At 59.7% G+C, this 22,506-nt stretch carries 19 protein-coding genes and 1 pseudogene; 15 read left to right on the forward strand and 5 right to left on the reverse strand.

Annotated features, from left to right (window positions below; all coding sequences use genetic code 11):
* Positions 1-40: 40 nt before the first annotated feature.
* From NUH86_RS18145 to NUH86_RS18165, 5 genes are all read left to right on the forward strand, one after another.
* The gene (locus tag NUH86_RS18145) at positions 41-889 is read left to right on the forward strand and encodes an SDR family NAD(P)-dependent oxidoreductase (protein ID WP_267252720.1); all 849 of its coding nucleotides are present in this window, start codon (positions 41-43) and stop codon (positions 887-889) included.
* Between the two features lie 68 nt (positions 890-957).
* Positions 958-1,695, forward strand: coding sequence for a glucose 1-dehydrogenase (locus tag NUH86_RS18150; RefSeq protein WP_267252721.1), 738 nt, complete (start codon positions 958-960; stop codon positions 1,693-1,695).
* A 15-nt stretch (positions 1,696-1,710) separates the two neighbouring features.
* Positions 1,711-2,844 carry a hypothetical protein gene (locus NUH86_RS18155; RefSeq protein WP_267252722.1) on the forward strand — a complete coding sequence of 378 codons (1,134 nt, stop codon included), beginning with the start codon at positions 1,711-1,713 and terminating at the stop codon, positions 2,842-2,844.
* Between the two features lie 13 nt (positions 2,845-2,857).
* Positions 2,858-4,276 carry a phosphotransferase family protein gene (locus tag NUH86_RS18160; protein ID WP_267252723.1) on the forward strand — a complete coding sequence of 473 codons (1,419 nt, stop codon included), beginning with the start codon at positions 2,858-2,860 and terminating at the stop codon, positions 4,274-4,276.
* 3 nt (positions 4,277-4,279) lie between these two features.
* On the forward strand, positions 4,280-5,278 hold the full coding sequence (locus tag NUH86_RS18165; RefSeq protein WP_267252724.1) for a zinc-dependent alcohol dehydrogenase: 999 nt from the start codon (positions 4,280-4,282) through the stop codon (positions 5,276-5,278).
* 16 nt (positions 5,279-5,294) lie between these two features.
* Here the strand turns inward: NUH86_RS18165 and NUH86_RS18170 are convergent, their stop codons facing one another.
* Complete coding sequence (locus NUH86_RS18170) at positions 5,295-6,260, reverse strand: hypothetical protein (RefSeq protein WP_267252725.1); 966 nt, start codon at positions 6,258-6,260, stop codon at positions 5,295-5,297.
* The gene (locus NUH86_RS18175; protein WP_267252726.1) at positions 6,257-7,270 is read right to left on the reverse strand and encodes an aldo/keto reductase; all 1,014 of its coding nucleotides are present in this window, start codon (positions 7,268-7,270) and stop codon (positions 6,257-6,259) included. Before NUH86_RS18175 ends, NUH86_RS18170 begins: the two co-directional genes overlap by 4 nt.
* A 210-nt stretch (positions 7,271-7,480) precedes the next feature.
* Between NUH86_RS18175 and NUH86_RS18180 the strand changes: the two genes are divergently transcribed.
* The 9 genes from NUH86_RS18180 (at position 7,481) to NUH86_RS18220 (ending at position 18,697) form a co-directional block, all read left to right on the forward strand.
* Positions 7,481-8,704: a Rieske 2Fe-2S domain-containing protein gene (locus NUH86_RS18180; protein WP_267252727.1), complete on the forward strand. Its 1,224-nt coding sequence runs from the start codon at positions 7,481-7,483 to the stop codon at positions 8,702-8,704.
* Positions 8,705-8,739: 35 nt separating this feature from the next.
* Positions 8,740-9,906, forward strand: coding sequence for an acyl-CoA dehydrogenase family protein (locus NUH86_RS18185; protein ID WP_267252728.1), 1,167 nt, complete (start codon positions 8,740-8,742; stop codon positions 9,904-9,906).
* Positions 9,907-9,924: 18 nt separating this feature from the next.
* Positions 9,925-10,275: an EthD domain-containing protein gene (locus NUH86_RS18190; protein WP_267252729.1), complete on the forward strand. Its 351-nt coding sequence runs from the start codon at positions 9,925-9,927 to the stop codon at positions 10,273-10,275.
* A 31-nt stretch (positions 10,276-10,306) separates the two neighbouring features.
* Complete coding sequence (locus tag NUH86_RS18195; protein WP_267252730.1) at positions 10,307-12,478, forward strand: TonB-dependent receptor; 2,172 nt, start codon at positions 10,307-10,309, stop codon at positions 12,476-12,478.
* A 24-nt stretch (positions 12,479-12,502) separates the two neighbouring features.
* The gene (locus NUH86_RS18200) at positions 12,503-13,747 is read left to right on the forward strand and encodes a cytochrome P450 (protein WP_267252731.1); all 1,245 of its coding nucleotides are present in this window, start codon (positions 12,503-12,505) and stop codon (positions 13,745-13,747) included.
* Positions 13,748-13,947: 200 nt separating this feature from the next.
* On the forward strand, positions 13,948-15,195 hold the full coding sequence (locus tag NUH86_RS18205; protein ID WP_267252732.1) for a cytochrome P450: 1,248 nt from the start codon (positions 13,948-13,950) through the stop codon (positions 15,193-15,195).
* An 11-nt stretch (positions 15,196-15,206) separates the two neighbouring features.
* On the forward strand, positions 15,207-16,319 hold the full coding sequence (locus tag NUH86_RS18210) for an NAD(P)-dependent alcohol dehydrogenase (RefSeq protein WP_267252733.1): 1,113 nt from the start codon (positions 15,207-15,209) through the stop codon (positions 16,317-16,319).
* 147 nt (positions 16,320-16,466) lie between these two features.
* Positions 16,467-17,474, forward strand: coding sequence for an acyl-CoA dehydrogenase family protein (locus NUH86_RS18215; RefSeq protein WP_267252734.1), 1,008 nt, complete (start codon positions 16,467-16,469; stop codon positions 17,472-17,474).
* 35 nt (positions 17,475-17,509) lie between these two features.
* Positions 17,510-18,697: an acyl-CoA dehydrogenase family protein gene (locus tag NUH86_RS18220; RefSeq protein ID WP_267252735.1), complete on the forward strand. Its 1,188-nt coding sequence runs from the start codon at positions 17,510-17,512 to the stop codon at positions 18,695-18,697.
* 24 nt (positions 18,698-18,721) lie between these two features.
* On the opposite strand, the gene NUH86_RS18225 is transcribed toward NUH86_RS18220, so the two are convergent.
* The 3 genes and pseudogenes from NUH86_RS18225 to NUH86_RS18230 all read right to left on the reverse strand — a co-directional run bounded on the left by NUH86_RS18225 (position 18,722) and on the right by NUH86_RS18230 (position 19,905).
* Positions 18,722-19,390: an acyl-CoA dehydrogenase family protein gene (locus NUH86_RS18225; protein ID WP_267252736.1), complete on the reverse strand. Its 669-nt coding sequence runs from the start codon at positions 19,388-19,390 to the stop codon at positions 18,722-18,724.
* Positions 19,309-19,557 (reverse strand): annotated as a pseudogene (locus NUH86_RS24885) (acyl-CoA dehydrogenase family protein); the annotation flags it as partial. The gene NUH86_RS18225 and the pseudogene NUH86_RS24885, both read right to left, overlap by 82 nt.
* A gap of 102 nt (positions 19,558-19,659) precedes the next feature.
* Positions 19,660-19,905 (reverse strand): hypothetical protein, encoded by a 246-nt coding sequence (locus tag NUH86_RS18230; protein ID WP_267252737.1) that lies wholly within the window; start codon positions 19,903-19,905, stop codon positions 19,660-19,662.
* A 377-nt stretch (positions 19,906-20,282) separates the two neighbouring features.
* Between NUH86_RS18230 and NUH86_RS18235 the strand changes: the two genes are divergently transcribed.
* A complete protein-coding gene (locus tag NUH86_RS18235) occupies positions 20,283-22,505 on the forward strand; it encodes a CoA transferase (RefSeq protein ID WP_267252738.1) in 2,223 nt (740 codons plus the stop codon).
* Position 22,506 lies beyond the last annotated feature (1 nt).

Below are 22,506 nucleotides of genomic sequence, written 5' to 3' on the forward strand. Positions count from 1 at the left end.
AGCAAGATTTGCGCAGCGTCGAAGAGGAATCCGAATAGTCATGGTTTCACCAAAAGTTGCTGTCGTCACCGGCGCAAGCCGCGGGATCGGCAAAGGAATTGCCATTGCGCTGGGCGGGGCCGGTTACACCGTGTACCTTACCGGGCGCGCGGGATCGGAGGATGTTGCATCTACCCCGCTCCAGTCGGCTGCGGACGCGGTGACGAACGAGGGCGGCGAAGGCATTCCGGTCGTATGCGATCATGGTGACGACGCCCAGGTGCGCGCGCTCTTCGACCGGATCGAGGCGGAGCAAGAGGGGCTGGACCTTCTGGTCAACAACGCGACCTGCCTGCCACGGGCGCTGGTCGCACAGGGCGGTTTCTGGGAACGATCGCTGGAACTGGCGGATATGTTCAATGTCGGCCTTCGTTCGGCCTATGTGGCTAGTGCAATGGCCGTGCCCCTTATGCTGGACAGGCCGCAGGCCCTGATCGCGAGCGTTTCCTTCTTTGGCGCCGTCACCTATTTTCATGGTCCCGCCTATGGCGCGCAAAAAGCAGGGCTGGACAAGATGATGGCGGATATGGCGCTGGAACTGAAACCGCTTGGCATCGCAGCACTTTCGGTCTGGCCCGGGTTCGTCAAGACGGAAATGGTTCTGCAACGCTGGAGCGGAACGCCGGAGGGGGAGGAGCGTCTCAGAACATATGAGTCGCCTGCGTTGACTGGCCACGTCGTGACGACCCTTGCCCGCGATCCCGAATTGATGAGCTATGCCGGTCAACAGGTCATTGTCGCCGAATATGCGACTCTTCACGACATTCGCGAGCCAGACGGCAGCCAGCCGGTCTCGCTACGGGAGAAGATGGGCGATCCGCGACCGTTTCACATGACGCATTCCATCTGAAGCAAGCCGCGCAGCGCGATGGGGGTCAAGATGTCATCTGGCAGCAAGCGAAAAGGACGAATCGCGCGATGGGCATACTGGAAGACAAGGTTGTTCTCATTTCCGGCGGTGCTCGTGGGATGGGAAGCGAACATGTGCGCCGGATCGTGTCGGAAGGCGGCAAGGTCGTGTTCACCGATTTGCTGGATGAAGACGGTCCGGCGCTCGCTGCGGAGCTGGGTGCGAGTGCGGAATTCGTCAGGGCTGACGTTTCCAGCGAGGAAGACTGGGTGAAGGTCGTGGCGCTGGCCGAATCTCGCTTCGGAAAGCTGGATGGTCTGGTCAACAATGCCGGCATCGTGATCCGCGCGCCGTTCGAAAACTTCTCGGTCGACGACTACAGGAAGGTTGTTGAGGTGAACCAGGTCGGCACGTTTCTGGGCATGAAGGCGGTAATCCCCGCCATGCGTCGCGCCGGTGGCGGGTCGATCGTCAATATCTCGTCGATTGCCGGGTTGGTCGGCCGGGTGCAGACCGTAGCCTATTCGTCCTCCAAATTTGCCGTGCGGGGGCTGACAAAGGTCGGCGCCACCGAACTTGGCGAATATGGCATCCGGGTTAATTCCATTCATCCCGGCGCGGTCATGACCCCGATGTTGCAGGGGATGGACAAGTCTGTTGTCGATTCCCTTACCGGTGCTGTTCCGTTGAACCGGATTTGCCAGCCTGAGGAAGTGAGTTCGTTGATCGCATTTCTGCTGTCGAACCTGTCCAGCTATTGTTCCGGCGCGGAAATCACGATTGACGGCGGCATGACCGCCCATTGATCGGAGGCATCCGTCATGTTGACTCCGCTGGACGAAAGCCTGTTGCATCAGTGCGCGCTGCCGATGGCGCATGCACAAACCAGCGACCATCGCTTTTTCGATCGCTTCGTGTTCGGATGCATCCATCCCGATGGCGATCTTGCGATCGTCGCTGGGATGGGCGTTTACAAGAACATGAACGTTATCGACGGCTTTGTTTTCGTGCAATATCAGGACCGCCAATATAATGTCCGCTTCTCCAGGGCGCTGCATCCCATAGCCGATCCCTATGGATTGCGGATCGGACCCTTGCACCTTGATACGTTGCGCCCTTTCGAGTCGGTTCGTCTGACGCTGGAGCATGGGGATTTGCCCATCGCCTGCGAACTCGACTTTTCGGCGGTGCTGCCGGCGCGGTTGGAAAAGCCGCATCTTGCCCGCCTCGATGGCCGTATCACAAACGACTATCTGCGTTTTCACCAGCTTGGCAAATCATCCGGCTGGGTGGACTTGAATGGCGCTCGGCATCCGGCGGAAGACTGGTTTTCATGGAGGGACCATAGCTGGGGCGTAAGACCCAATGTGGGCGGGTTCGAACCGTTCACCGGGACGGCGTCGGCCTCCGGCCTGCCTTCGGCCTCTCGCGGCGGCGCGGGGACGTTGGTATGTTATGCCGGTTTCTGGAACGGCGAGATCGGCGGTCATTTCCAGTTCATCGACAATGGCGATGGGCTGCGCCTCTATACGGATGGCGAGATCGTCTATCCTGACGGCCGCCATGTTGAGATCGCCACCCTGACGCCGCGGATCCGCTTCCACGAAGGGACGCGCATCATAGATTTCATGGAGGTCACGATGGGGCTGGCGGACGGCAGCGCCATCGAGCTTGAAGTCGACACGCTGGGGCGGCCGTTTGTGTATAAGGGCGGCGGATATAATGGAGGTTTCGCCGACGGCCGTGGCCATGGTGTGTTCCGCAGCGAATCCCTGTTGATCGAGCAGGACGTCTATGATGTCGGCCATGTCGAGAATGTAGCTTTTGCCGATGGGTCCGTGGGCAGGCCGGTCCACCGCGAGCAGTTTGCCCGCGCCATGCTGGGCGGCAGGCCGGGTTACGCCTACGCCCCCTGCATCGTCGTGGGAAGCCACCCGCGCTTCGGATTTGAATAGCACAGGATTTGTAATGCAATTTGAACGATATATGCTTTCGGTGGCTGCTGCTGTCCACAATGATGTGGTCCCTGTCGTTACGGAAAACTACCCCCGGCACCGGGTGGAACTGGCCGAAACCATGCTGTTGCGGCTGGCTGCCGATGCAGCGGGGGGATTTGGCAAGGAGTTTGTTGCGGAAATCGCAAAGCTGCCCGGCGGGATGGTTGGGGCACAGGCGCCACAAGCGCTTGGCGAAGCCTTGGACGCTTTGGCGCAACTCGCTCCTTCGGACGAAACCGCGATCGAAAAGGGTCGCGTCAGGCTGGCCCGGACCTTGGCGGAGAACAGCCAGGCCATCGATCGGTCGCTGGTCCTCAGGCTGACCGGCGCAATCGCGAAGGCCGAAAATGCAAGCCGTGTCGCTCGCGAATCCGCCATTGCCGAAATGGCCTCCAGACTGGGCCACAAGGCCGGTTCGGCCGAGGAGCTGGCGGTCAGCGCCGATCAGATGAGCGATTATCTGAGGCGTCGGTTCGGCCGGGAGGACTGCCGAGCCATGACGGTCAAACCCATTCCGGGCGGACGTTCAAAGGGAACCATTTTGCTGGACGCACGGATCGGTCAGGAAACGCATTCCTTCGTCATTCGCAAGGATTTCTCGAAAAATTTCATGGGCAGCATGGTGAAGGATGAATTTCCCGTGATCCGGGCGGCGTTTGACGCCGGGATCAAGGTTCCCGAACCACTCTGGCTGGAGGAAGATGCAGGGATATTGAACGGACAGTTCATCGTCTTCGAACGGATAGCAGGGGGACCGGCCGGCACAATGTTCGACATCATGGCCGGACCCGGCGTCATTCGCGACTATGCAGGACAGTTGGCACGCATGCACCGGATCGACGTCGCTGCGACGGGCCTCGACCAGCAGCTCAAATTCGGTGACAGCGAGGCACCCGTCGCGGAGATGGTGCGCCAATCCTACGCCAAGCATCGTGCCAATACCCCTGACGAATTGTTGCTGGAAGTCGCGCACCAATGGCTGCTGGCCAACCTGGACTGCGTTTCGCAGCGGCGGGCGCTGGTCCATGGCGATGCGGGATTCCACAATGTGCTCTACGATGGCGACCGCATGACCGGGCTGCTGGACTGGGAGTTGGCCCATGTCGGCGACGCGGCCGAGGACCTCATGAAATGCAGGGCCGCCGCTTCGCAAGTCATCCCGTGGGAAGAGTTCATGCAAATCTACACCGATCATGGCGGTGAGCCGACGACGCCCCTGCGCGACAAGTTCTTTACGGTCTGGCGGCTGGTCGATTTCTCGCTCTATGCGGCGGATGCGCGCGCGATGTTCGAATCCGGGGAGGATAGCGACCTGCGTCTTGCTGCCGTCGGCTACAATACGTTCAGCCGGTTGCAGGGCGCTCTTGCCGCCGCGCTCGCCCGCGATTGATGCATGAACGCCATGGTCCCCGGCAATCGCGTCGCGGCGTTTGATCCTTCCTCGCTCACGTTGAGGATCGAACAGCGCGATCGACCCGCGCCGGGGCAGGGGCAGATAGTGATGGCCGTCAAGCGGTGCGGCATTTGCAGTTCGGACCTGCAATGGACTCGTACCGCCGGTCGCCTGCCGCCCGGTGTCGTGCTGGGGCACGAATTGTCCGGAATAGTCGTGGCCCTGGGCGAAGGCGTCGATCATCTGGCCGACGGCGACAAGGTCAGTTTCATGCCGTTTACCGGGTGCGGTCGTTGCGACTGGTGCGCGCGGGGGCTGTTCCTGCATTGTCCCGAAAAGCGCTCCCAATGGGGAGGGTTTGGTGAATATGCTATTGCCGATGCCCGATCCTGCGTGAAACTCGACCCTACCTTGTCGTTCGCTCAAGGGGCAATGATCGAGCCATTCGCCTGCGGATTGCGCGCGGCACGCCGAAGTGGTCTTGGCGCAGGCGACAGGGCCATAATTTTTGGCGCGGGGCCGATCGGGCTGGCGAGCTGCTACTGGCTGAGCAACATGGGCGTCGACGTCTGGTTGGTGGCGCGCAGCGACCGCCGTAGCGCCATCGCCATGAAAATGGGCGCCAGCCGGTTCATCGCCGGAGAAGCGGGTGCGGACGATGCCGGTTCAAGGATGATATTCGAATGCAGTGGCGCCCCCGGCATGTTGGAACATGCCTGCCGCATCGCTCCCGGGCTTTCGACCGTCATTGTGGCCGGCATGGCGGCCGGCGAGGCAAGCATAGATCCGGCGTCTTGCCTGACGAAGGAAGTGAGCCTTGCATTTTGCGCTGCATATGGACTGCAGGATTTCGCCGACACGGCAGATCATTTCGCGGGCGGCGATATCCGCCCGCTGGACCTGATCGACCAGGAGGTATCGCTGGATGAATTGCCCGGTCTGTTTGAACGAATGTTGGCAGACAATCCCTATTGCAAGGCGCAGCTGGTCCTTCCCTGATTCTGGTCGGCCTCCTTCAGGATGCCAGTATTGAATTGAGGCCAAGTTCGATGTGGCCAAGGCCGGTGCGCCCTGTGCGCAAGTCCGTGATGGGGCAAAGATGCTCCATGATCTCGTACACCGGCCCGCTTTCCCGCTTTTCCGATGTGAACGGCATGACGGCGATGCTTTTCCCGAGGTCCGCTTCGATCAGATAGCTGTCCCCTGCCACGCTTTCCAGCGTGAAGCGTACAGTGGAAAAGGCGTCGGCCGCACGCATTACGTCCACGGCAATCTCCGTGAGCACACGCGCGCCCCGCGCATCATCGACATAGCCTTCCCGTGCTTCCACGCCCTGTCGGCTGAGCATCTGGCTAGTCTTCACGCCGATCACCATGTCGTCGAACAACAGGCCGCACCAGCTGTGTTTCGCGATGAGGCTGTCTGCGCGCATGCAGTAGCTGTGATCGCGATAGCCAAGCCCCTGAATCCGGCGTTCGCTCGCGCCATCGGCAACCCGCAGCCTGCCCTCGACCGTCAGAGCTTGCTGATGGTGGTCGTGCGGGAGGTTCGTTCCCAATGTCATCTGTTCGCGGAAGGTCACCTGATGGGGTGCGCTCGCGCGGCACGCGGCGAAATCGAATGTCGGATGGGTTGCGGAAAATTCGAACTCCGTGTCGATCTCCTCCGTCTTGACGGTCAGCCGGAAGCGGTGGCCCGGCTCGACAAAGTCGATGCGCACGACGCCGTCGGTCAAACTACGGTCGAAGGCGGAAATGCCCTCAAAAGGGCGCTCGTTCGAATATTTGTACCTTTTCCCGTCCAGCACCATGTTGAAGGTGAAGCGCGCGCGATCGAAGGCCGCCTCGGTGTTGACATGGCACAGCGCATAGCATCCCTGTTCGGGCGCCATGACGACAAAAAGCCAGTTTTCCTTCCATCGCAGCTTCGCAATGTCGGGTACTGGATGAGGCAGGTCGTCAATGGGTAGCGCCACGATCAATACCCCGCTTCATGAGTTCGTTCGATTCTTTCATTGTCCGATGGAGAAAGTGGGCCTGCCTCCACGGCGGCAAGCGCGTCCTTCATATGGGCCACTTCCGAAAAGCCGCCGATGACGGTGGCGACGCGCGGCTGTTGCAGGATATATTGATACGCCGCCTGGGCGATCGGCTGTTCCGGCAATCGATTGAGAAAATCATAGCGTCTGGCAAGCCGGATCATGGGCTCGTGAACCTGCGGCATCATGCGGAAGTAACCACGCGAAAGGTCGTGGATCCCTTCCAGTCCATGTTCCAGCACCGGCCCGACGAGGGCGCCGCCTGCCAGCGGGCGGACCACCGAAATCCAGGCGTCATGCCGTTCCGCTGCTTCGAACAGGCCGCTGAAATCTATCGCGGCCGGCACGCCGGCAAAGGGGCGGGCTGCCGATGGATTGGCGAGGTTGTAGGTGAGGTTGATCATTGAAAATGCGCCGGTATCCAGCACCTGAATCACCTGATCCGCTTCGGATTCGTCGCACGCCAGTCCCAGCATGCGGCATTTGCCAGCCTCTTTCGCCTTCAAGAGGGCGGGCAACGCTTCATGGATGACTTCCGCCGGGGTGATCGCCCTGATCAGCGGATTTTCCGGGTTGATGGCATGACGAATGGGATTGTGCAGAAGCAGGATGTCGACATGGTCGCGGCGCAGCCGAAACAGGCTGTCTTCCAGGCTTTCTGTTACCTTTTCGCCGATGCGGGCGAAATCATGGGGAGGAATGAATGCCTTGGTGGTGACATGGGCATCCTTCGCGCCCAGGTCGGCCAAGACACGGCCGATGTTAACCTCGGCCGCTCCCTTGCCGTAAGCGGCTGAAGTGTCGAACAAATTGATGCCGTTTTCGAGGGCGAACTCGACCAGTGCGATCTGGTCCCGCGAACTGCCGTGGACCATCGTTCCGGCGTTGTCGCCGGTGCCGAAGGCGATCTCCGACAGTTTAAGAGGGTCTTTCCCGATAGAACGATATCGCATGTGCAGGCCTGATCCTTGTTGTGACGCGCATGAAGGTGCCCTCGTCTGCGTCCTGTGTCTTGACCAATGTAGAACTCCGCTTGTCCGCGTCGCCGGTGCGCACGGTTAAACCAATGCATCCATGTCAGGCAGTACCGGCGCGCGTTGCTGGGCTATTTATGCGGCATCAAGGCGCGACGCGTTTGATGCCAACTGACGACGGATTTCATCATGCTCAATTCTGCCGACAATGAACTGATCACCCGCGTGGAGGGTGATGCCCCCATGGGGCGTTTCCTCCGCGAAAATTTCTGGTTTCCCGCTGGCCTGTCGGTCATGCTCAAGGGAGGAGGGGCGCCTCAGCGCGTGGAATTGCTTGGCAGGCACTATGTCGCTTTTCGCAGCGATGATGGTCGCGTCGGCTTCTTCAACGAAGCCTGCCCGCACCGGGGCGCTTCGCTTGCGCTGGCCCGCAACGAGGACAATGCGCTGCGCTGCATTTTTCATGGCTGGAAATTCGGCGTCGATGGTGAGGTTAAGGAAGTTCCCACCCAGCCGATCAATCATGGCGAGTTCTGCAAGCGCGTCCCGCTCCAGGCTTATCCGGTGCGCGAGGCGGCCGGTATGTTCTGGGTCTGGCTCGGCGGCGGCGAACCGGGCCGGTTCCCGGAATTCGACTTTACCGAATATAAGGAGCCGAATGTCCGGGCGATCCGGCAGGAACTGAAATTCAACTGGATCCAGAGCATCGAGGGTCTCGTCGATTCCGCCCATGTGTCGATCCTGCACCAGGGCTGGTTGCAGACGGCTGGCGACAGCAAGAAGGGCCTCGCTTCGGCAGGACAGGATACCGCCCCTGTTTATGAATTCGAGGATCATTCCGGGGGGTTCCGCTATGCGGCCATTCGCAAGCAGGATGGCGGTAACCGCTATATCCGCGTCACCAACTACACGGCGCCCTTCTACTGTTTCATTCCGTTCAACACGGGCAATTGCGTTATTTCGGTTCCCATAAACGACCGTCGCACGGCGCTTTATTTCGTCCATTACAATGCCGATGGACCGATCCCGCCCTCCGCCTATGATCCTCCGGCCGAGCCGTGGAACTGGCCGCCCTATCTGAGCGGCGATGCTTTGACCCATTGGGGGCAGGATCGCGATGCGATGAAGAAGGGCAGTTTCACCGGCTTCACAGACCATTTTATGCTGGAGGATTTTGCGGTCGCCGCCAGTCAGGGCGAAATCGCGGATCGTTCGCACGAATGGCTCAACGAGGGCGACCGCGCAATCATGAAGTTCCGCAAGCTGATGCTGGACAGCGTCAGGGCGTTCGACTGCGGCGAGAAGCCTGCCATCGCGCAGCTCGATGCGGTTCTGTTCCCCAATATCCGGGCAGAGGCGGAAATCCTTTCGCAGGACACCGATTGGCGAAGTCATTTTTCCATGGCGAAGTGATGACCGGCAGAAGAACAATATAGAGGATGCGCTGAATGGTGGAATTGGCATCACTGGGGTTTGGACGAAAGATATTCCGGGACGACCACGAAGCGTTTCGTGAAACCGCGCGGAACTTCTTCCGCAGCGAAGTCGAACCGAACGTCAGGCAATGGGAAAAGGACGGTTTTTATCCCGCCGAACTGTTCAAGGTCGCCGCCCGATATGGTCTTCTATGCGCCGGCATCCCCGAAGAATATGGCGGCGGCGGCGGCGATGTCCTGCACCATATGATCCTTCACGAGGAGCATGGATATAGTCCGGGCGGCGTGTCGCTGGAAGCCGGGCTGGGCACCGACCTGACGGCCTATGTCCTGTTCAATGGAGGAACGGAGGAGCAGAAGCGGGAGTGGCTACCCTTCTTCGCGCAGGGGAACGGCATTGCGGAAGTGGGGCTGAGCGAGCCCGGTGCAGGCAGCGACGCCCGGGGGATCAAGACCTATGCCCGTCGCGATGGTGACGACTGGATACTGAACGGGCAGAAGATGTGGATGTCGAACGGTCCGCTGATGACCGTGCTGTTTGTCGTGGCCAAGACGGATGAGGGTGGTCGCGAAGGCACGACCATGTTCATCGTGCCCATGGACAGCAAGGGCATTACACGGTCGCAGCCTACCGACCTCATGATGAAGAGCTGCGGCGGGGTGTGCGAGGTCTTTTTCGACGATGTTCGCATCCCGGCGTCGAACGTGCTGGGCGGGCCTGATGGTGTCGGGCGGGGATTGCGCATAGCCCTTTCGACCCTCGATCTTGGTCGTGCATCTGTCGGGGTGCGCGCGATCGCGGCCAGCGAACTCGCGCTGGCGGTTACGACGGACTATACCAGAACGCGGCAGGCCTTCGGGCAATCCGTTTTCGATTTCCAGAACACGCAGTTCAAGCTGGCTTCGGTCGCGACTGAGATCGCGGCTGGTCGGGCGTTCGTCGACTCCTGCCTTGAAAAGCTGGTGGAGGGTGGGTTGCGTCCACAGGACATGGCCATGCTCAAGCTGTTTTGCAGCGAAGTCGAGGGCCGGGTCATGGATGAATGCCTGCAACTCCACGGCGGCGCCGGCTTCAGCAACGAATATCTTATCTCGAAACTATACGCTCACGCGCGCGTACACCGGATTTACGTGGGTACATCTGAAATCATGAAGCAGATCATTGCGCGTTCTCTCTAAAAATTAGCGGGGGTTTATATGTTCAAACTAATCGGACTCCTGAAAAAGAGGGGCGACGTAGACTTTGAATATTTCAAGGATTATTATGAAAACAAGCATGCGCCATATGCTTCCGAAGTCCTTCCGGTCGGCAGGGATTATCGCCGTAATTATGTGAAACGTTTACGCGTCAACGGCGTCGAAGTCGACGACGCGTTTGAATATGACGTGGTTACGGAGATGTGGTTCGACGACGAAGCGGGATACGAAAAGTTCGCCGCTGCAATGGCCAATGATGAAATTCGCAGAAATATCATATCAGACGAAGAGAAATTTCTCGATCGTTCAAAGTCGGTCATCATGATCGTAGAAGAATGCGGATCGAAATAGGCGCAAATAATAAGAATGGTGGAGGGGATTTATGGCTATTTATCATCGATATATTTTCGGTATGGTGTCGTCACTCGCAGTAATGGCATCTTTTTCGTTTGCCGCTGCCCAGACGGAGAGCACGCCGCAGGCGGAAGGCAGTGCGCGCGAGACGGAAGGTCTGCATGACATCGTCGTGACGGCGCAGCGACGCGAACAGAGGCTTCAGGACGTGCCGGTCGCCGTCTCGACAGTGGATACGGAGGCGCTGGCCGCAGGCGGCATCGTCAGCACCGACGGTCTGGAGCAGTCGGTGCCGGCGGTCAGCATGACCCGGCAGCTTTCCGGCGCGACTCCTTATATCCGCGGTGTCGGCACACAGTCCGTCTCCGCCGGCAACGAGCCTGCCGTGGCATTCTATGTCGATGGTGTCTACTATGCGTCGCCCTATGCGAACATCTTCAATTTCAACAATATCGAGCAGGTTGAAGTCCTGCGCGGGCCACAAGGCACGTTGTTCGGCCGCAACGCGACCGGTGGCCTGGTGCATGTCCGCACGCGCGATCCCCAGGCGGAACCGATGATGCGTGCCAGCGTGTCCTATGGAAACTACGGGACGCTGCAATCCTCAGTCTATGCATCGGCAGGAACCGACAAGATTGCGTTCGATATTGCGGGTTCGATCGTTTATCAGAGCGACGGCTACGGAAAGAACCTGTTCACGGGTGCTGATGTCAATTACCGTCGTGAACGCGGCATCAGGTCCAAGATCAAGTTCACGCCGACAGATAATTTGTCCATCGTCCTGTCCGGTGACTATTCTCTGCTTCAATCTGACCTGGGCGTCATTCTCCAGTCGCAACCGAATACAGCGGTTAAGGCGCTGGGTGGTGGACGTTTCGACAGTATCGCAAATCTCGCTCAGGGGGTCCACACCCAATATTATGGCGGCAGTGCTGCCATAGAACTTGATCTGGGCGGCGCCACGCTGAAGTCACTGACTGCGCTGCGCAAACTAGATACGCTTATCCGGTTCGACCAGGATGCGACTCCGATCGCCTATGCGGACATCTATCTCAATGAGACCGACCGCTATTTCCAGCAGGAAGTGACCTTGCAGGGCAATCTGGGCGATCTTGTCTACACGGCGGGCGTCTTCTATTTCGACGGCTATGGGCGATACGATCCACTGGGTGTCCGTTCGATTTCGCCGACGTCCAATATCGACATTTATTCGCCGCAGACGACCAGGTCGCTCGCAGGGTTCGTCCAGGGCGATTACAGCTTTGGCAACACTACGGTTACGGCCGGGTTTCGTTACACTCGCGACAAGCGTACCAATACGCCGAATCTGGTTGTACCCGGTGGCGACCAGAATGATCCCAATGATGTCATCGCCGCGTTCCCGACCAAGTCGGCAACATTTTCCAAGCCCACCTGGCGCCTTGCCGTTGCGCAGAAATTCAGCCAGGATGTGATGGTCTATGCAAGCTACAACCGGGGGTTCAAAAGCGGCGCCTATTCCGCCTCATCGCCGACAGCAGCCCCGGTCAGCCCGGAGACGCTTGACGCCTACGAAGTCGGTCTGCGTTCCGAGCTGTTCGGCAGGTCGCTCCGCTTCAACCTCACCGGATTCTACTACACCTACAAGAATATTCAGCTAAACCGTATCGTGAATGGCGCCGGTCTGCTGTTCAACGCGGCCAAGGGTGAGCTTTACGGCGCTGAAGTCGAAACGGCTTATTTCAAGCGGATTGGGGCTGGTGAACTGAATCTGTCGGCGAACCTCTCGTTCCTCCATGCCAACTACACATCTTTCCCGAACGGTCCTATCCTGACGCCGGTCCCGGGCGGGTTCAATGCGCTCACCGCCGGGGATCTCAGCGGACACCGCATGATCCATGCGCCGAAATTTTCCGGATCGGTTGCGGCCAGCTACAAGGTGCCCGTGGGTGACACTACCAGTCTCGAACTGGGCGTGAACTATTTCCACAGTGCCAGCTTCTTCTGGGAGCCGGACAATCGCGTCTCCCAACCGTCGGTTGACGTCGTCAACGCATCAGCGGGTCTGAGCTTTGCAGATGGCAAGTTCAAGCTTCGCGCCTTCGTCAAGAATCTGACCAAAGCAGAATATTACGCCTATTTCACCGAGAGCACGCTCGGAGACAAGGGCGGTCCTGCCGATCCTCGCACTTATGGTGTCGGCTTCGATGTAGCGTTCTGAAAAAATGAGAGGGGGGCATGTCCGATGAACCCGGAGATTGATTTCAGCAAATTTGATATATTGGGAGAGGATATCACACCCCTCTTCAATGATCTTGCCAACAAACCGGCGGTGCACTGGAACGAAAGCAGCCAGGTCTGGGTTGCGGGTCACCATGATGCCGTGGTCGAAGGCTTCAGCGGCAAGCTCCCTCTATCGGCGGAACGCCATCTCATAGCCATTGGCGTGTTCCCGGAGGAGGAACACGCTATCAAGGCCGCCAATATCGCAAAATATTTCCCGCATTTCGTCACCAACGTCGAGCCGCCGGAACATTCGCGCCTGCGCAAACTGCTCATGGCGGCTTTCAGCAAGCGCATAGCGGAAGGATATAGGGAGGTCGTCCGCGAAATCGTCGGACGCACCGTTGAACAACTGGGTAACGCCACCCAGATCGATTTTGTGGCGCAGTTCGCCAGACCCGTCACGGTCAGCACGATCCTGCATGTGATGGGCCTGAGCCCAGATTTTTATGCCGACACGGAGCGATGGGCCCGCGCCCTCAATGAAGGACTGGCTGGCGTGCCCGACCCGGAACGTATCCAGAAGGCCGATAAAGCGATCGGAGAGATGGCCGGGCGCTTCGTTCCCGTCATTCGCGAGCGGCGCGCAAGCGGATCCCAGGTGCGCGACTTTCTGGGTGAACTCATCCTTGCGGGGGAAGATGGCGACCGATTGTCGGATGAAGAGATCGCGGCGCAAATGATGCTTGTGATCGTCGCAGGTCACGACACGACCCTGAACACCATGGCGTTGACGATCGCAAAGTTAAGCAGGCATCAGGAAGTGGCCGAATATATGCGGCGAAATCCAGATAATTTCGAACAGTGCATCATGGAATTGATGCGCGTCGTGAACATGTCGACGTTGATGAGCCGCATCGTGACGGCTGATTTCACCTGGCATGGGCAGGATCTGAAGGCCGGTCAGATCGTATTCCTCCTTATCGCCGGTGCGAATCGGGATCCATCGGTGTTCGCACAGCCGGACAAGATCGACCTGGATCGCAGTAATCAGGCCCGCAACATGACCTTCGCCCCCGGCCGGCATTTCTGCATCGGCCACTGGTTCGCCAAGATGATCATGTCGGAGGCCTTGCCCGCCTTCATGGGCCGTTTCGAAAGTTGGCAAGTCCCGGTGGAGAGACTGGAGTTCAGCAATTCGATAGGTTTTCGCGGGCTCGTCACATTGCCGCTTCAGTTGACCCCGATGCGTGTGGAGGCCTGGTGAAGAACCGGACGATCGCCCGGGGACGACTAGCTTTTTCCCGCATGAGACGCCGTTCCGCCGCATTCCGGCATGCCTCCGGCTACCCGATGACCGGAGACAAGCCGCGCCATCCAGACCGGTAAAGCTGCGACCCGGGCGGTGCGATAGAGCCACAGGACAGGGCCGATCAATTGATCGCCGAAGCGCATTTGGAGGCAAGCTTGATAAGCGAAGAAGAAGATTTCAAGCTGATGGACGGCGCGCTCTTTGCGCAAGGCTATCCATATGACCTGTTCAGGAAGATGCGGGACGAAGACCCGCTTCATTGGACCAAGGGCAAGTTCGGCAGGGATTACTGGTCTGTTTCGCGGCACGCCGACGTTCAGAAGATTCTTGGCGATACGGAACGCTTCAGTTCTCAGCGTTGGGGAGTGTCGTTGCCTACCTCTGCTGAAATGGTCGATCCCAGCAAATCGGAACATGCAAGATTGCAGCAGGCGGGCGCCATGCTGCCGACGCTTGATCCGCCGCGCCATACGGTGGCACGCGGCAAGTTCACCTCGCGTTTCTCTCCCAAGGCGATCAATCAGCTTGAGGACAAGGTCCGGCAAGTCGCATCGGAAATCCTGGATTCGGTGGACCCGGCGAAGCAGATCGACTTCGTACTCGATGTCGCGGCCCGGTTGCCCACGTCGATGATCTTCACGATCATGGATATCCCGCGCGAAGACTGGCCGATGCTGTTTCACTACACCAACATGCATACTTGCCCGGAGGAGCCGGAATTTTCGATCGGCACGCCGCTTGAAACACGGCAGAAGGGGGTGCAGGGCAGCATCAACTATTGTCGGGAACTGGGTTTGCGGCGCCGAGAGGGCGGCGGTTCGGACCTGATCACCCAGATCGCGCAGATCGAGATTGACGGCAAGCTGCTGAGCGATGACGAACTGGGCTTTCTGGGCCATATGTTCATTGTCGGCGGGCAGGAGACGACGCGCAATTCGCTTTCTGCGGGGATGCTGGAACTTGCGCGCAATCCGGCGGAATATCAGCGGTTGCGTAACGACCGGTCCCTGCTCAAGACCCTGCCGGATGAATTCATCCGCTGGGCGACGCCCGTCGCGCACCTGATGCGCACCGCCAAATGCGATTTTGAAATGCACGGCAAGACCATCAGGGAAGGCGATTGGGTCGTTTCCTGGATGGCGTCGGCAAATCGCGACGAGCGGGCTTTCAACGACCCGGAAACGTTCGATGTCGGGCGGCGACAGAACCCGCATGTGAGCTTCGGCTATGGCCCCCATTTCTGCCTGGGCGCCTGGCTTGGGCGATTGCAGATTCGCACCATCATGGGTCTGATACTCGACCGGTTCGAGACAATCGAATTGCGCGGCGAACCTGAAAGTGTAGCGTCGATCCAGTTCTGCGGCATGAAACACCTGCCGTTTGCATTGTATGAGCGCGCCTGAAGGGATGCCCGATGGCAACTGAAGCTATTGTCGCCCTACTGTCCGCAATTGGCGAACCATTACGCCTGACGAACGCGCAGATTGCTGATCCACGCGCCGACGAATTGCTGGTCAAGATTGCCGGGACGGGCATTTGCCACACCGATCTGACGGTGCAGCACGGCCGCTTTCCCTCCCCAGTCCCCATAATATTGGGGCATGAAGGGTCCGGCGTGGTCGTCGCGGTGGGTGACGATGTCGGTGACATAGCGGTGGACGACAATGTCGTGCTGACGTTCATGTCCTGTGGCGTCTGTTCATCCTGCCGGTCGGACGATCCCGCCTATTGCGAGAAATTCGGCCAGCTGAACATGGGCGGATATCGCGAGGACGGGAGCAGTGCGACCTGCTGTAACGGGCATGAAGTCGCCGGTCATTTCTTCGGCCAGTCGTCCTTCGCGACATATGCGCTGGTGAACCGGCGTAACGCGGTGAAGGTCCGCCCCGATGCGCCCATTCACATGCTGGGGCCGCTGGGGTGTGGATTGCAGACAGGGGCAGGGACCATCCTCAACGCCCTCAAGCCGGAAAAAGGCAGCAGCTGCGTGATATTCGGCGGCGGGGGTGTCGGGCTCAGCGCCGTCATGGCGGCCCGGCTGGTCGGCTGCGACCCGATCATCCTGTGCGAACCGGTCGAAAGCCGCCGGGCGCTGGGTCTGGAACTGGGGGCGACGATCGCCATCGATCCCCGCGCGGAAGGCGATATTTCCGCACGGCTGATGGAATTGTGCGGGGGCGGGGTCGATGTCATTTGCGACACGACCGGCATTCCCGCCATGATCGAGGCGGCGGTTCAGGCGCTGGGCATCGGCGGCAAGCTGGGCCTCGTGGGCATGAATTCGATGGATGCCATGGCGACGCTGTCCGTCGTTTCGATATTGAGCAAGGGTTTGACGATCAAGGGCGTGATCGAGGGTGACAGTAATCCCAGGATATTCATCCCCTATCTGGTCGACCTGTTCATGGCCGGGGAATTTCCCCTGGACCGGCTGATTTCCTTCTTTGATATTTCGCAGATCAATGAAGCATTCGCGGCCCAAGAGAAAGGTGCCGCGATCAAGCCAATCCTGACTTTCGCGTCATGAACCGCGCCTGCGTCAGTTGTAACGCGCATCCGCGCCTGCCAGCTGCAAGATTGTGCGAACCAGGGACAATTGCCCGCAGACCGACATCGTCGTACAGGCGATCGCGTTCTCGCACTGTAGTTTTTCGAGGAACAAGAGAGCATCATCATGCAGTCTTCCCCATTCGCCGATCCTTCAAGAATCATGGTCGATCACATGCTTGGCGACAACCATATCGCTTACAGGCAACGTCTCGATGAATGTCTTGAAGATGCAGGTGTGACGGGCTCCGGTTCCGTGCTGGGACGAGCCGCTGCGACTGGATTGCTGGCTGGTCAGGACGGCGATCTGTTGAAGTTGGCATTGGTGGCGGAAGCTTCGGCGGGCCGGCCTGCATTGCAATGCCTTGCCAGCGACCGATACAGCCTGCTGGCAAGTATGTTTGGCAGCGTCGAGCAGAAATCCGTCATCTTCGCGCCGTCACCGCCGATGCAGGCGCTATGCATCGCCGATCGGGCATTGGTGATCGAAGCAGCCCCGGACGGGTTCGTTGCGAGTGGCACGATCCATTCGGTCCGCGCCGCAGCAAATGCCGAATGGCTGTACCTCGCCCTCTTCGAAGAAGGAGGGCGGGCCTGTTACCTCGTTTCTGCTGCATCCAGGGGCGTGAACCGGAAGAATGCTATCGCGACCGGCTCGGCGGATGTGGAACTCGACCGCGTCTCACTTACCCCGGGTCAGCGTCTGACTGCGAAGCCGGAGGAACTGGATCGGCTGTTGGCTGTGATCGGCCTGTTCGACGGGCTTGAGGCTCTGGCCGCGGGTCAGCGTCTTTGTGATGAAAGCGTCGCCACGGCCAAGAGCAGGCCAGCCGGTTCGGCAACCGGATTCGACGATCAGGACGTCCAGTTCCGTTTGGCTTCCGCTCAGGCGCGCCTGATGATCGCTTCGGGCTATCGCACCGCAATATTTCGCGACCTGATGTCGGAGAGGATCGATCCGTTCAGGGCGGCAGTGGCGAAACTGTGGCTGAGCGAGTGCGCCGAGGAGGTGGCACGCGTTTCGGTCATGGCCGGGCTGGGGCCACGGAACGGAACTTCGGAAGTCATTACCACGATGCTGGCGGACGCCATGCGGGGCAACCTGCTTCGCGACCTGGTCGCCGAGCAATTTTGATGCCGCCATCAAGACAGGCGGAAAGAGGATAGCGTATGCGCACAACGGCACGGCTGAGAATCGACGGGCATGATTTCAACGAAGAAATCTTCAGCAGCGAACATGAGATGTTCCGCGAAACCGCGCGTCGCTTCATTCAGAAGGAACTCGAACCCCACTATCTGGAGTGGGAGCATACGGAAATCGGATATCCGCGGGAAATCTGGCAGAAGGCAGCGGACGCCGGCCTGGTGGGACTGGCCATTCCCGAGGCTTATGGCGGGCCGGGTGCCGACCTGCTCTTCAAGATGATCCTTGCCGAGGAAATGGGCAAGTCGGTTGCGGGCGTCAGCACTGGCGCGACCCTGTTCAGCGCCGACCTGATGACCTCCATGCTTGTGGAACAGGGGACCGAGGAGCAGAAGCAGCGCTATTGCCCGGGCATTCTGGCCGGGACCACGATTTCATGCGCCGGCATATCCGAACCCGCGGCGGGCAGCGACGTCAACGCCATGCAGACCCGGGCGCGCCGCGACGGCAGCGATTATCTGATCAGCGGGCAGAAAGTCTATATCAGCAACGGCATGCATGCCGACCTGTGCTATCTGGTCGCCCGGACCGACGAAGACATAGAGAAGGGGCGGGGGGCCCTCACCATGTTCCTGGTCGACATGGATACGCCTGGCATGGAAAGGCGGCGCATGTCGACCCTGGGCGAACGGGCGGGTTCCGTTGCCGAACTGTTCATGGAAGACATGCGCGTCCCGGAAACGGCCATATTGGGCAAGCCGGGAATGGCGTTGCGGGAAAATCTCGCCTTCCTGTTCACCGCGGACCGTGTCGGCCTGGCACTGCGCGCCATTTCGGTCTGTCGGCTGGCCTACGACCTGACTGTCCAGCACACCAGCGAGCGCCGGGTGTTCGGGCGGCGCGTGATCGATTTCGGCAACACGCGCGCCAAGCTGGCTTCCATCCGCGCCGATATAGAGGTGATGGAAGGTTTCAAGGACACATTGCTACGGCAATTCAAGGCCGGCCTGCTGGATCCGCTGACATCGTCCAGCGCGAAATACTGGATCTGTTCCAAGGAGTTCGAGATCGCCAATGAGTGCCTGCAATTGCATGGCGGCTACGGCTATATCACCGAATCCCCCATATCGCGGATTTTTACCTTTGCCAGGCTCGAAACCATTTACGCCGGAACGAATGAAATCCAGCTCGGCACGATAGGCCGGCTGATATGAAACCGGCCTGTCGCGCAGGATCGTTCAGGACGGCTTGACGGGTTTGCCGAGCAGGACGTCCGCGATGATCCTCTGCTGGATTTCGGACGTGCCCTCGAAGATCTTGGTGAGTCGGGTGTCGCGCCAGTGGCGCTCGACAGCGTGCAGGGTCGTGTAGCCCGCGCCCCCAAATATCTGCAAGGCCTCGCTTGTCACCCGCTCGGACATTTCGGATGCGAAATATTTGACCATGGAGATTTCTGCCCGGGCCGGGCGGCCGGCGTCGAGTTCCGTGCATACATGATACATGAGCTGGCGCGCAGCCTCGACCTCGGTCGCCATCGTCGCGATCTTGAACCGGATCGCCTGGAAGTTGGAGATGGGTTCGCCGAACTGGACACGTTCCCTGGCATAGGCAATCGCATCCTCCAGAGCAGCCTGCGCAAGGCCGATCGAAAGGGCCGCGGTATGGGCGCGCGCAAGCCCGAGCGAAGCGGCGGCGTCCTCGAAACCCTTGCCCGATCCGCTATCGTCCCTTGCCGGGACGCGCAGTTCTTCGAACCGCAGTCCCAGGTTTTCCAGCCGTGGTAGCCAATCTTGGGGATCGGGCTTCCGCTCAGCCCGTTCGGAAAAGTGCCGCGCGGCTTGTCGACGATGAGGTTGGTCGTGCGGGGGCGACCGCCTTCTGTCGCGCCCGGATCGTCGATCCGGCACAGCACGCTGATGAAATCGGCGCGATCGGCGAAGGTGCACCAATATTTGTTGCCGGTTATCACCCATTCGTCGCCGTCATGGCGCGCGCGACAACTGATACCGGAAAGATCAGAACCAGTGCCCGGTTCCGACAGCGCGGCAGCGCCAAGATATTTGCCCGCCATCATCGCTGTGATCTTTTCGCGTCGTTCCGCTTCGTCGCCGGAAATGGCGCGGTAAAAGGCGTTTCCGCCGCTCGGGAGTGAGATAGGGTGAAACGATATGATCGGTCATGGCTGTTCCTGTTGGAACCGTAGCGTGCATATGGCGCGCCCTTCAAGGCTTGCCTGCAGTCGTCGGAAAGGATCGTGCTGGAAATAAATCGCCACGAACAGAGCCGGCATTGATGCGGGAGCCAGATTCTGCGCGACGATTTGCGGTAGCGTGTACGACCTCGCGATGAAGAAGAAGCGATGATCGTTACTGGGAGGGGCGAGGAGAGGAATCGCGACCGCCGACATAAGCTGGGCCTTCATAAGATCATCCCCTCTTAAGACTTTGATTCACCATATTTTCTACAAAGGCCGACAGGGCCCAGCAACATATGATGCGAGAGCATTACGGATGCGATCATGTTGCGCACCATTTGTTCTGATTGTGCCAAAAAAGGGCGGTTATGAAGGGCCGGCTGAACGGGAACCGGGACGGATGCGTATGGCTGCGGCCAAGGCGCGTCGGGGAGGCGCATCGATCGTGTCCCGTTCAGGTCGCCGGCAACAGTCCAAACGCAAAGATGAAGGCAGCAAGCTCCCGGTTCAGACCAGACTGTGATGCTTCCCGGCGACTTCTTTATTCGATGGGCATTCTGGTCCATGTAATCTGAAAACAGGACTGGGACGGGAGAGTTTGGCGCGTGGGCGATGTTGGCAACCGCAGTGAAAATGCGACGGGGAAGGCGGCTTTTGCCGACCTGCGGGTGGTCGATCTTGGCGCGGGGATGTCTGCAGCACTCGTGGCGAAGCAGCTTGGGGAACTCGGCGCTCGCGTGGATCGCATAAAGCCTCCAGCTGGCGATCCGTTTTACGATGTCTATCCTGCCTATCGCTTCTGGCATCGTCACGCCGTCCTGAACGGTTCGGAAAAGGTCGCGGATCTGCTCGGCCGGGCGGACATCTGCATCGTGGGTGGAGAGGATTATCCGGGATTCCATCCTCAATTTCCAAGCGCGGAGGCGCTCAGCCAAGCCTTTCCCAGACTGGTCGTCCTGCAACTGGTGGGCGATCCCGTGTTGCGGGACAGCAGCCATCCTGCCGTCGATTTGCTTGTCCAGGCAAGGCTGGGAATTGTCCATGAACAATATTCGGCCAAACCGAATGTGCAGTCATTTCCCATGCCCAGTTACGGGGCCGCCCTGCTTGGGCTGATCGGAACCCTCACCTGCCTGGTGGAGCGAGAAAGAAGCGGGCGAGGGCAGGTCGTTACCGCATCGCTCTTGGCCGGCGGCGCGATGTATTGGGGGCCGTTTTGGATGACGGCGGAAAGGCCGGATCAGGGGTTTCGCAGCATCACGCCGCGCGACGTACGACATCTGACTCTGCGCTGTGCAGATGCGGCATTCGTCCAGATCACGATGGCTGTTCCTGGAGCCGTCGCAGGCGTGTACAGCGCGCTGAAAATCGATGGTGAGGTGTGCGAAGCCGATCGGGGCATGCCGGACCAGTCGCGCGGACCGGCCGCATTCTTCGGCGATGTCGAGCTTTATGATCGTCATGCCCGTGCGTTCGACCGGGTAACGCTGGTTCAGTCTTTGCGCGGCAATGGGGTGCCGGTAGAAGCCGTTCTCGACCCCGGCAAATGCTGGGACGATGAACAGCTTCGGCTGAATGGCCTGATCCAAGTCGATCCCGAAGGGTGGGAATATGTGGGTAACCCTATACGCGGCGACTTCGTACCTGCATCGTTCGGGGTTCAGCCGGCAAGGCCGATCGAGCCTGATCCATGCGGACCTCCGCTCGCCGGTTTCCGGGTCATGGACTGCGGCATTTTCGTGGCGGGCCCTTATACGGCGAAACTGCTGGGCGATTATGGCGCCGACGTCATTCGCGTCGAACCCCCGTCCGGTCCGGCGACCCTGAGCGGGGAAAGGACGATCATTTCCGCGAACATCGGCAAGCGTTCGATCCGCATCGACGCAAAAACGCCGGATGGCCGAACGGTGATCTCCCGTCTTTGCCAGAGAGCCGACATCGCCATGAACAATTTTCGGCCGGGGGTCAGCAGCCGCCTGGGCTTGGACCAGCAAACGCTGCGCGGCGTAAATCCACACATCATCACCCTTGAAACGACCGCTTACGGACCGGAAGGGCCAAAGGCTTCGGCACCGGGATTCGACATGGTGATACAGGCGCATTGCGGCTTGCAGGTCCGGGCCGGCGGGGCGGGGAACCCGCCGCTCTGCACCAGGACGCCGATCGTCGATTTCACCGCGGGCGCCGTGGGAGCCATCGCCGTGCTCGCTGCGCTGTACGAGCGGGAGAAGACGGGTCGGGTCATGGCGGTCGAAACCAACCTGCTCAACATCGGTGCATGGATGATGTCGGAACTTGTCCGCTCGCCAACGGGCGAGAATTGCGGCGCGGAAGTGTTGAACAGCGCGCAGACCGGATTTCATCCGTGGGAATGCCTGTATCAGACATCGGACGGCTGGATTGCGGTGGCCGCCCGTTCGGATGCCATGGCCGCAGAGTTTGCCGCAGCCCTTGGCGTGGAGGCGCCCTTGTACAGGCGGGATTGGGGAGATGTTGAACAGGACAGGCTGGCTGACAGGATCATGACGGGAACCACGCAGCAGCAGTTGCGCCGGCTGAAGGCTGCGGGCGTTTGGGCGGAGGCCTGCGTTCGCGACGGGTGGCAGGAGGAGCTTCGGGCCAGCGGCATCCTGCAAGGGCTTGACGACGCCGATTATGGTCAGGTGCAACATTGCATCGGGCCGCTGCTCCGGTTTTCGCGAAGCAGGACCGTTGCGAAACGGCGCCTGTCGGGAACGGTTGGCGTGGACAGCAACGAAATCCTCAGGGAGTTGGGCTTTTCACCCGAAGAACGCACCCGGATGATCGAAAATGGAACTGTCATCTAGC

The organism is Sphingobium sp. JS3065, from assembly GCF_026427355.1.
Lineage (GTDB): Bacteria > Pseudomonadota > Alphaproteobacteria > Sphingomonadales > Sphingomonadaceae > Sphingobium.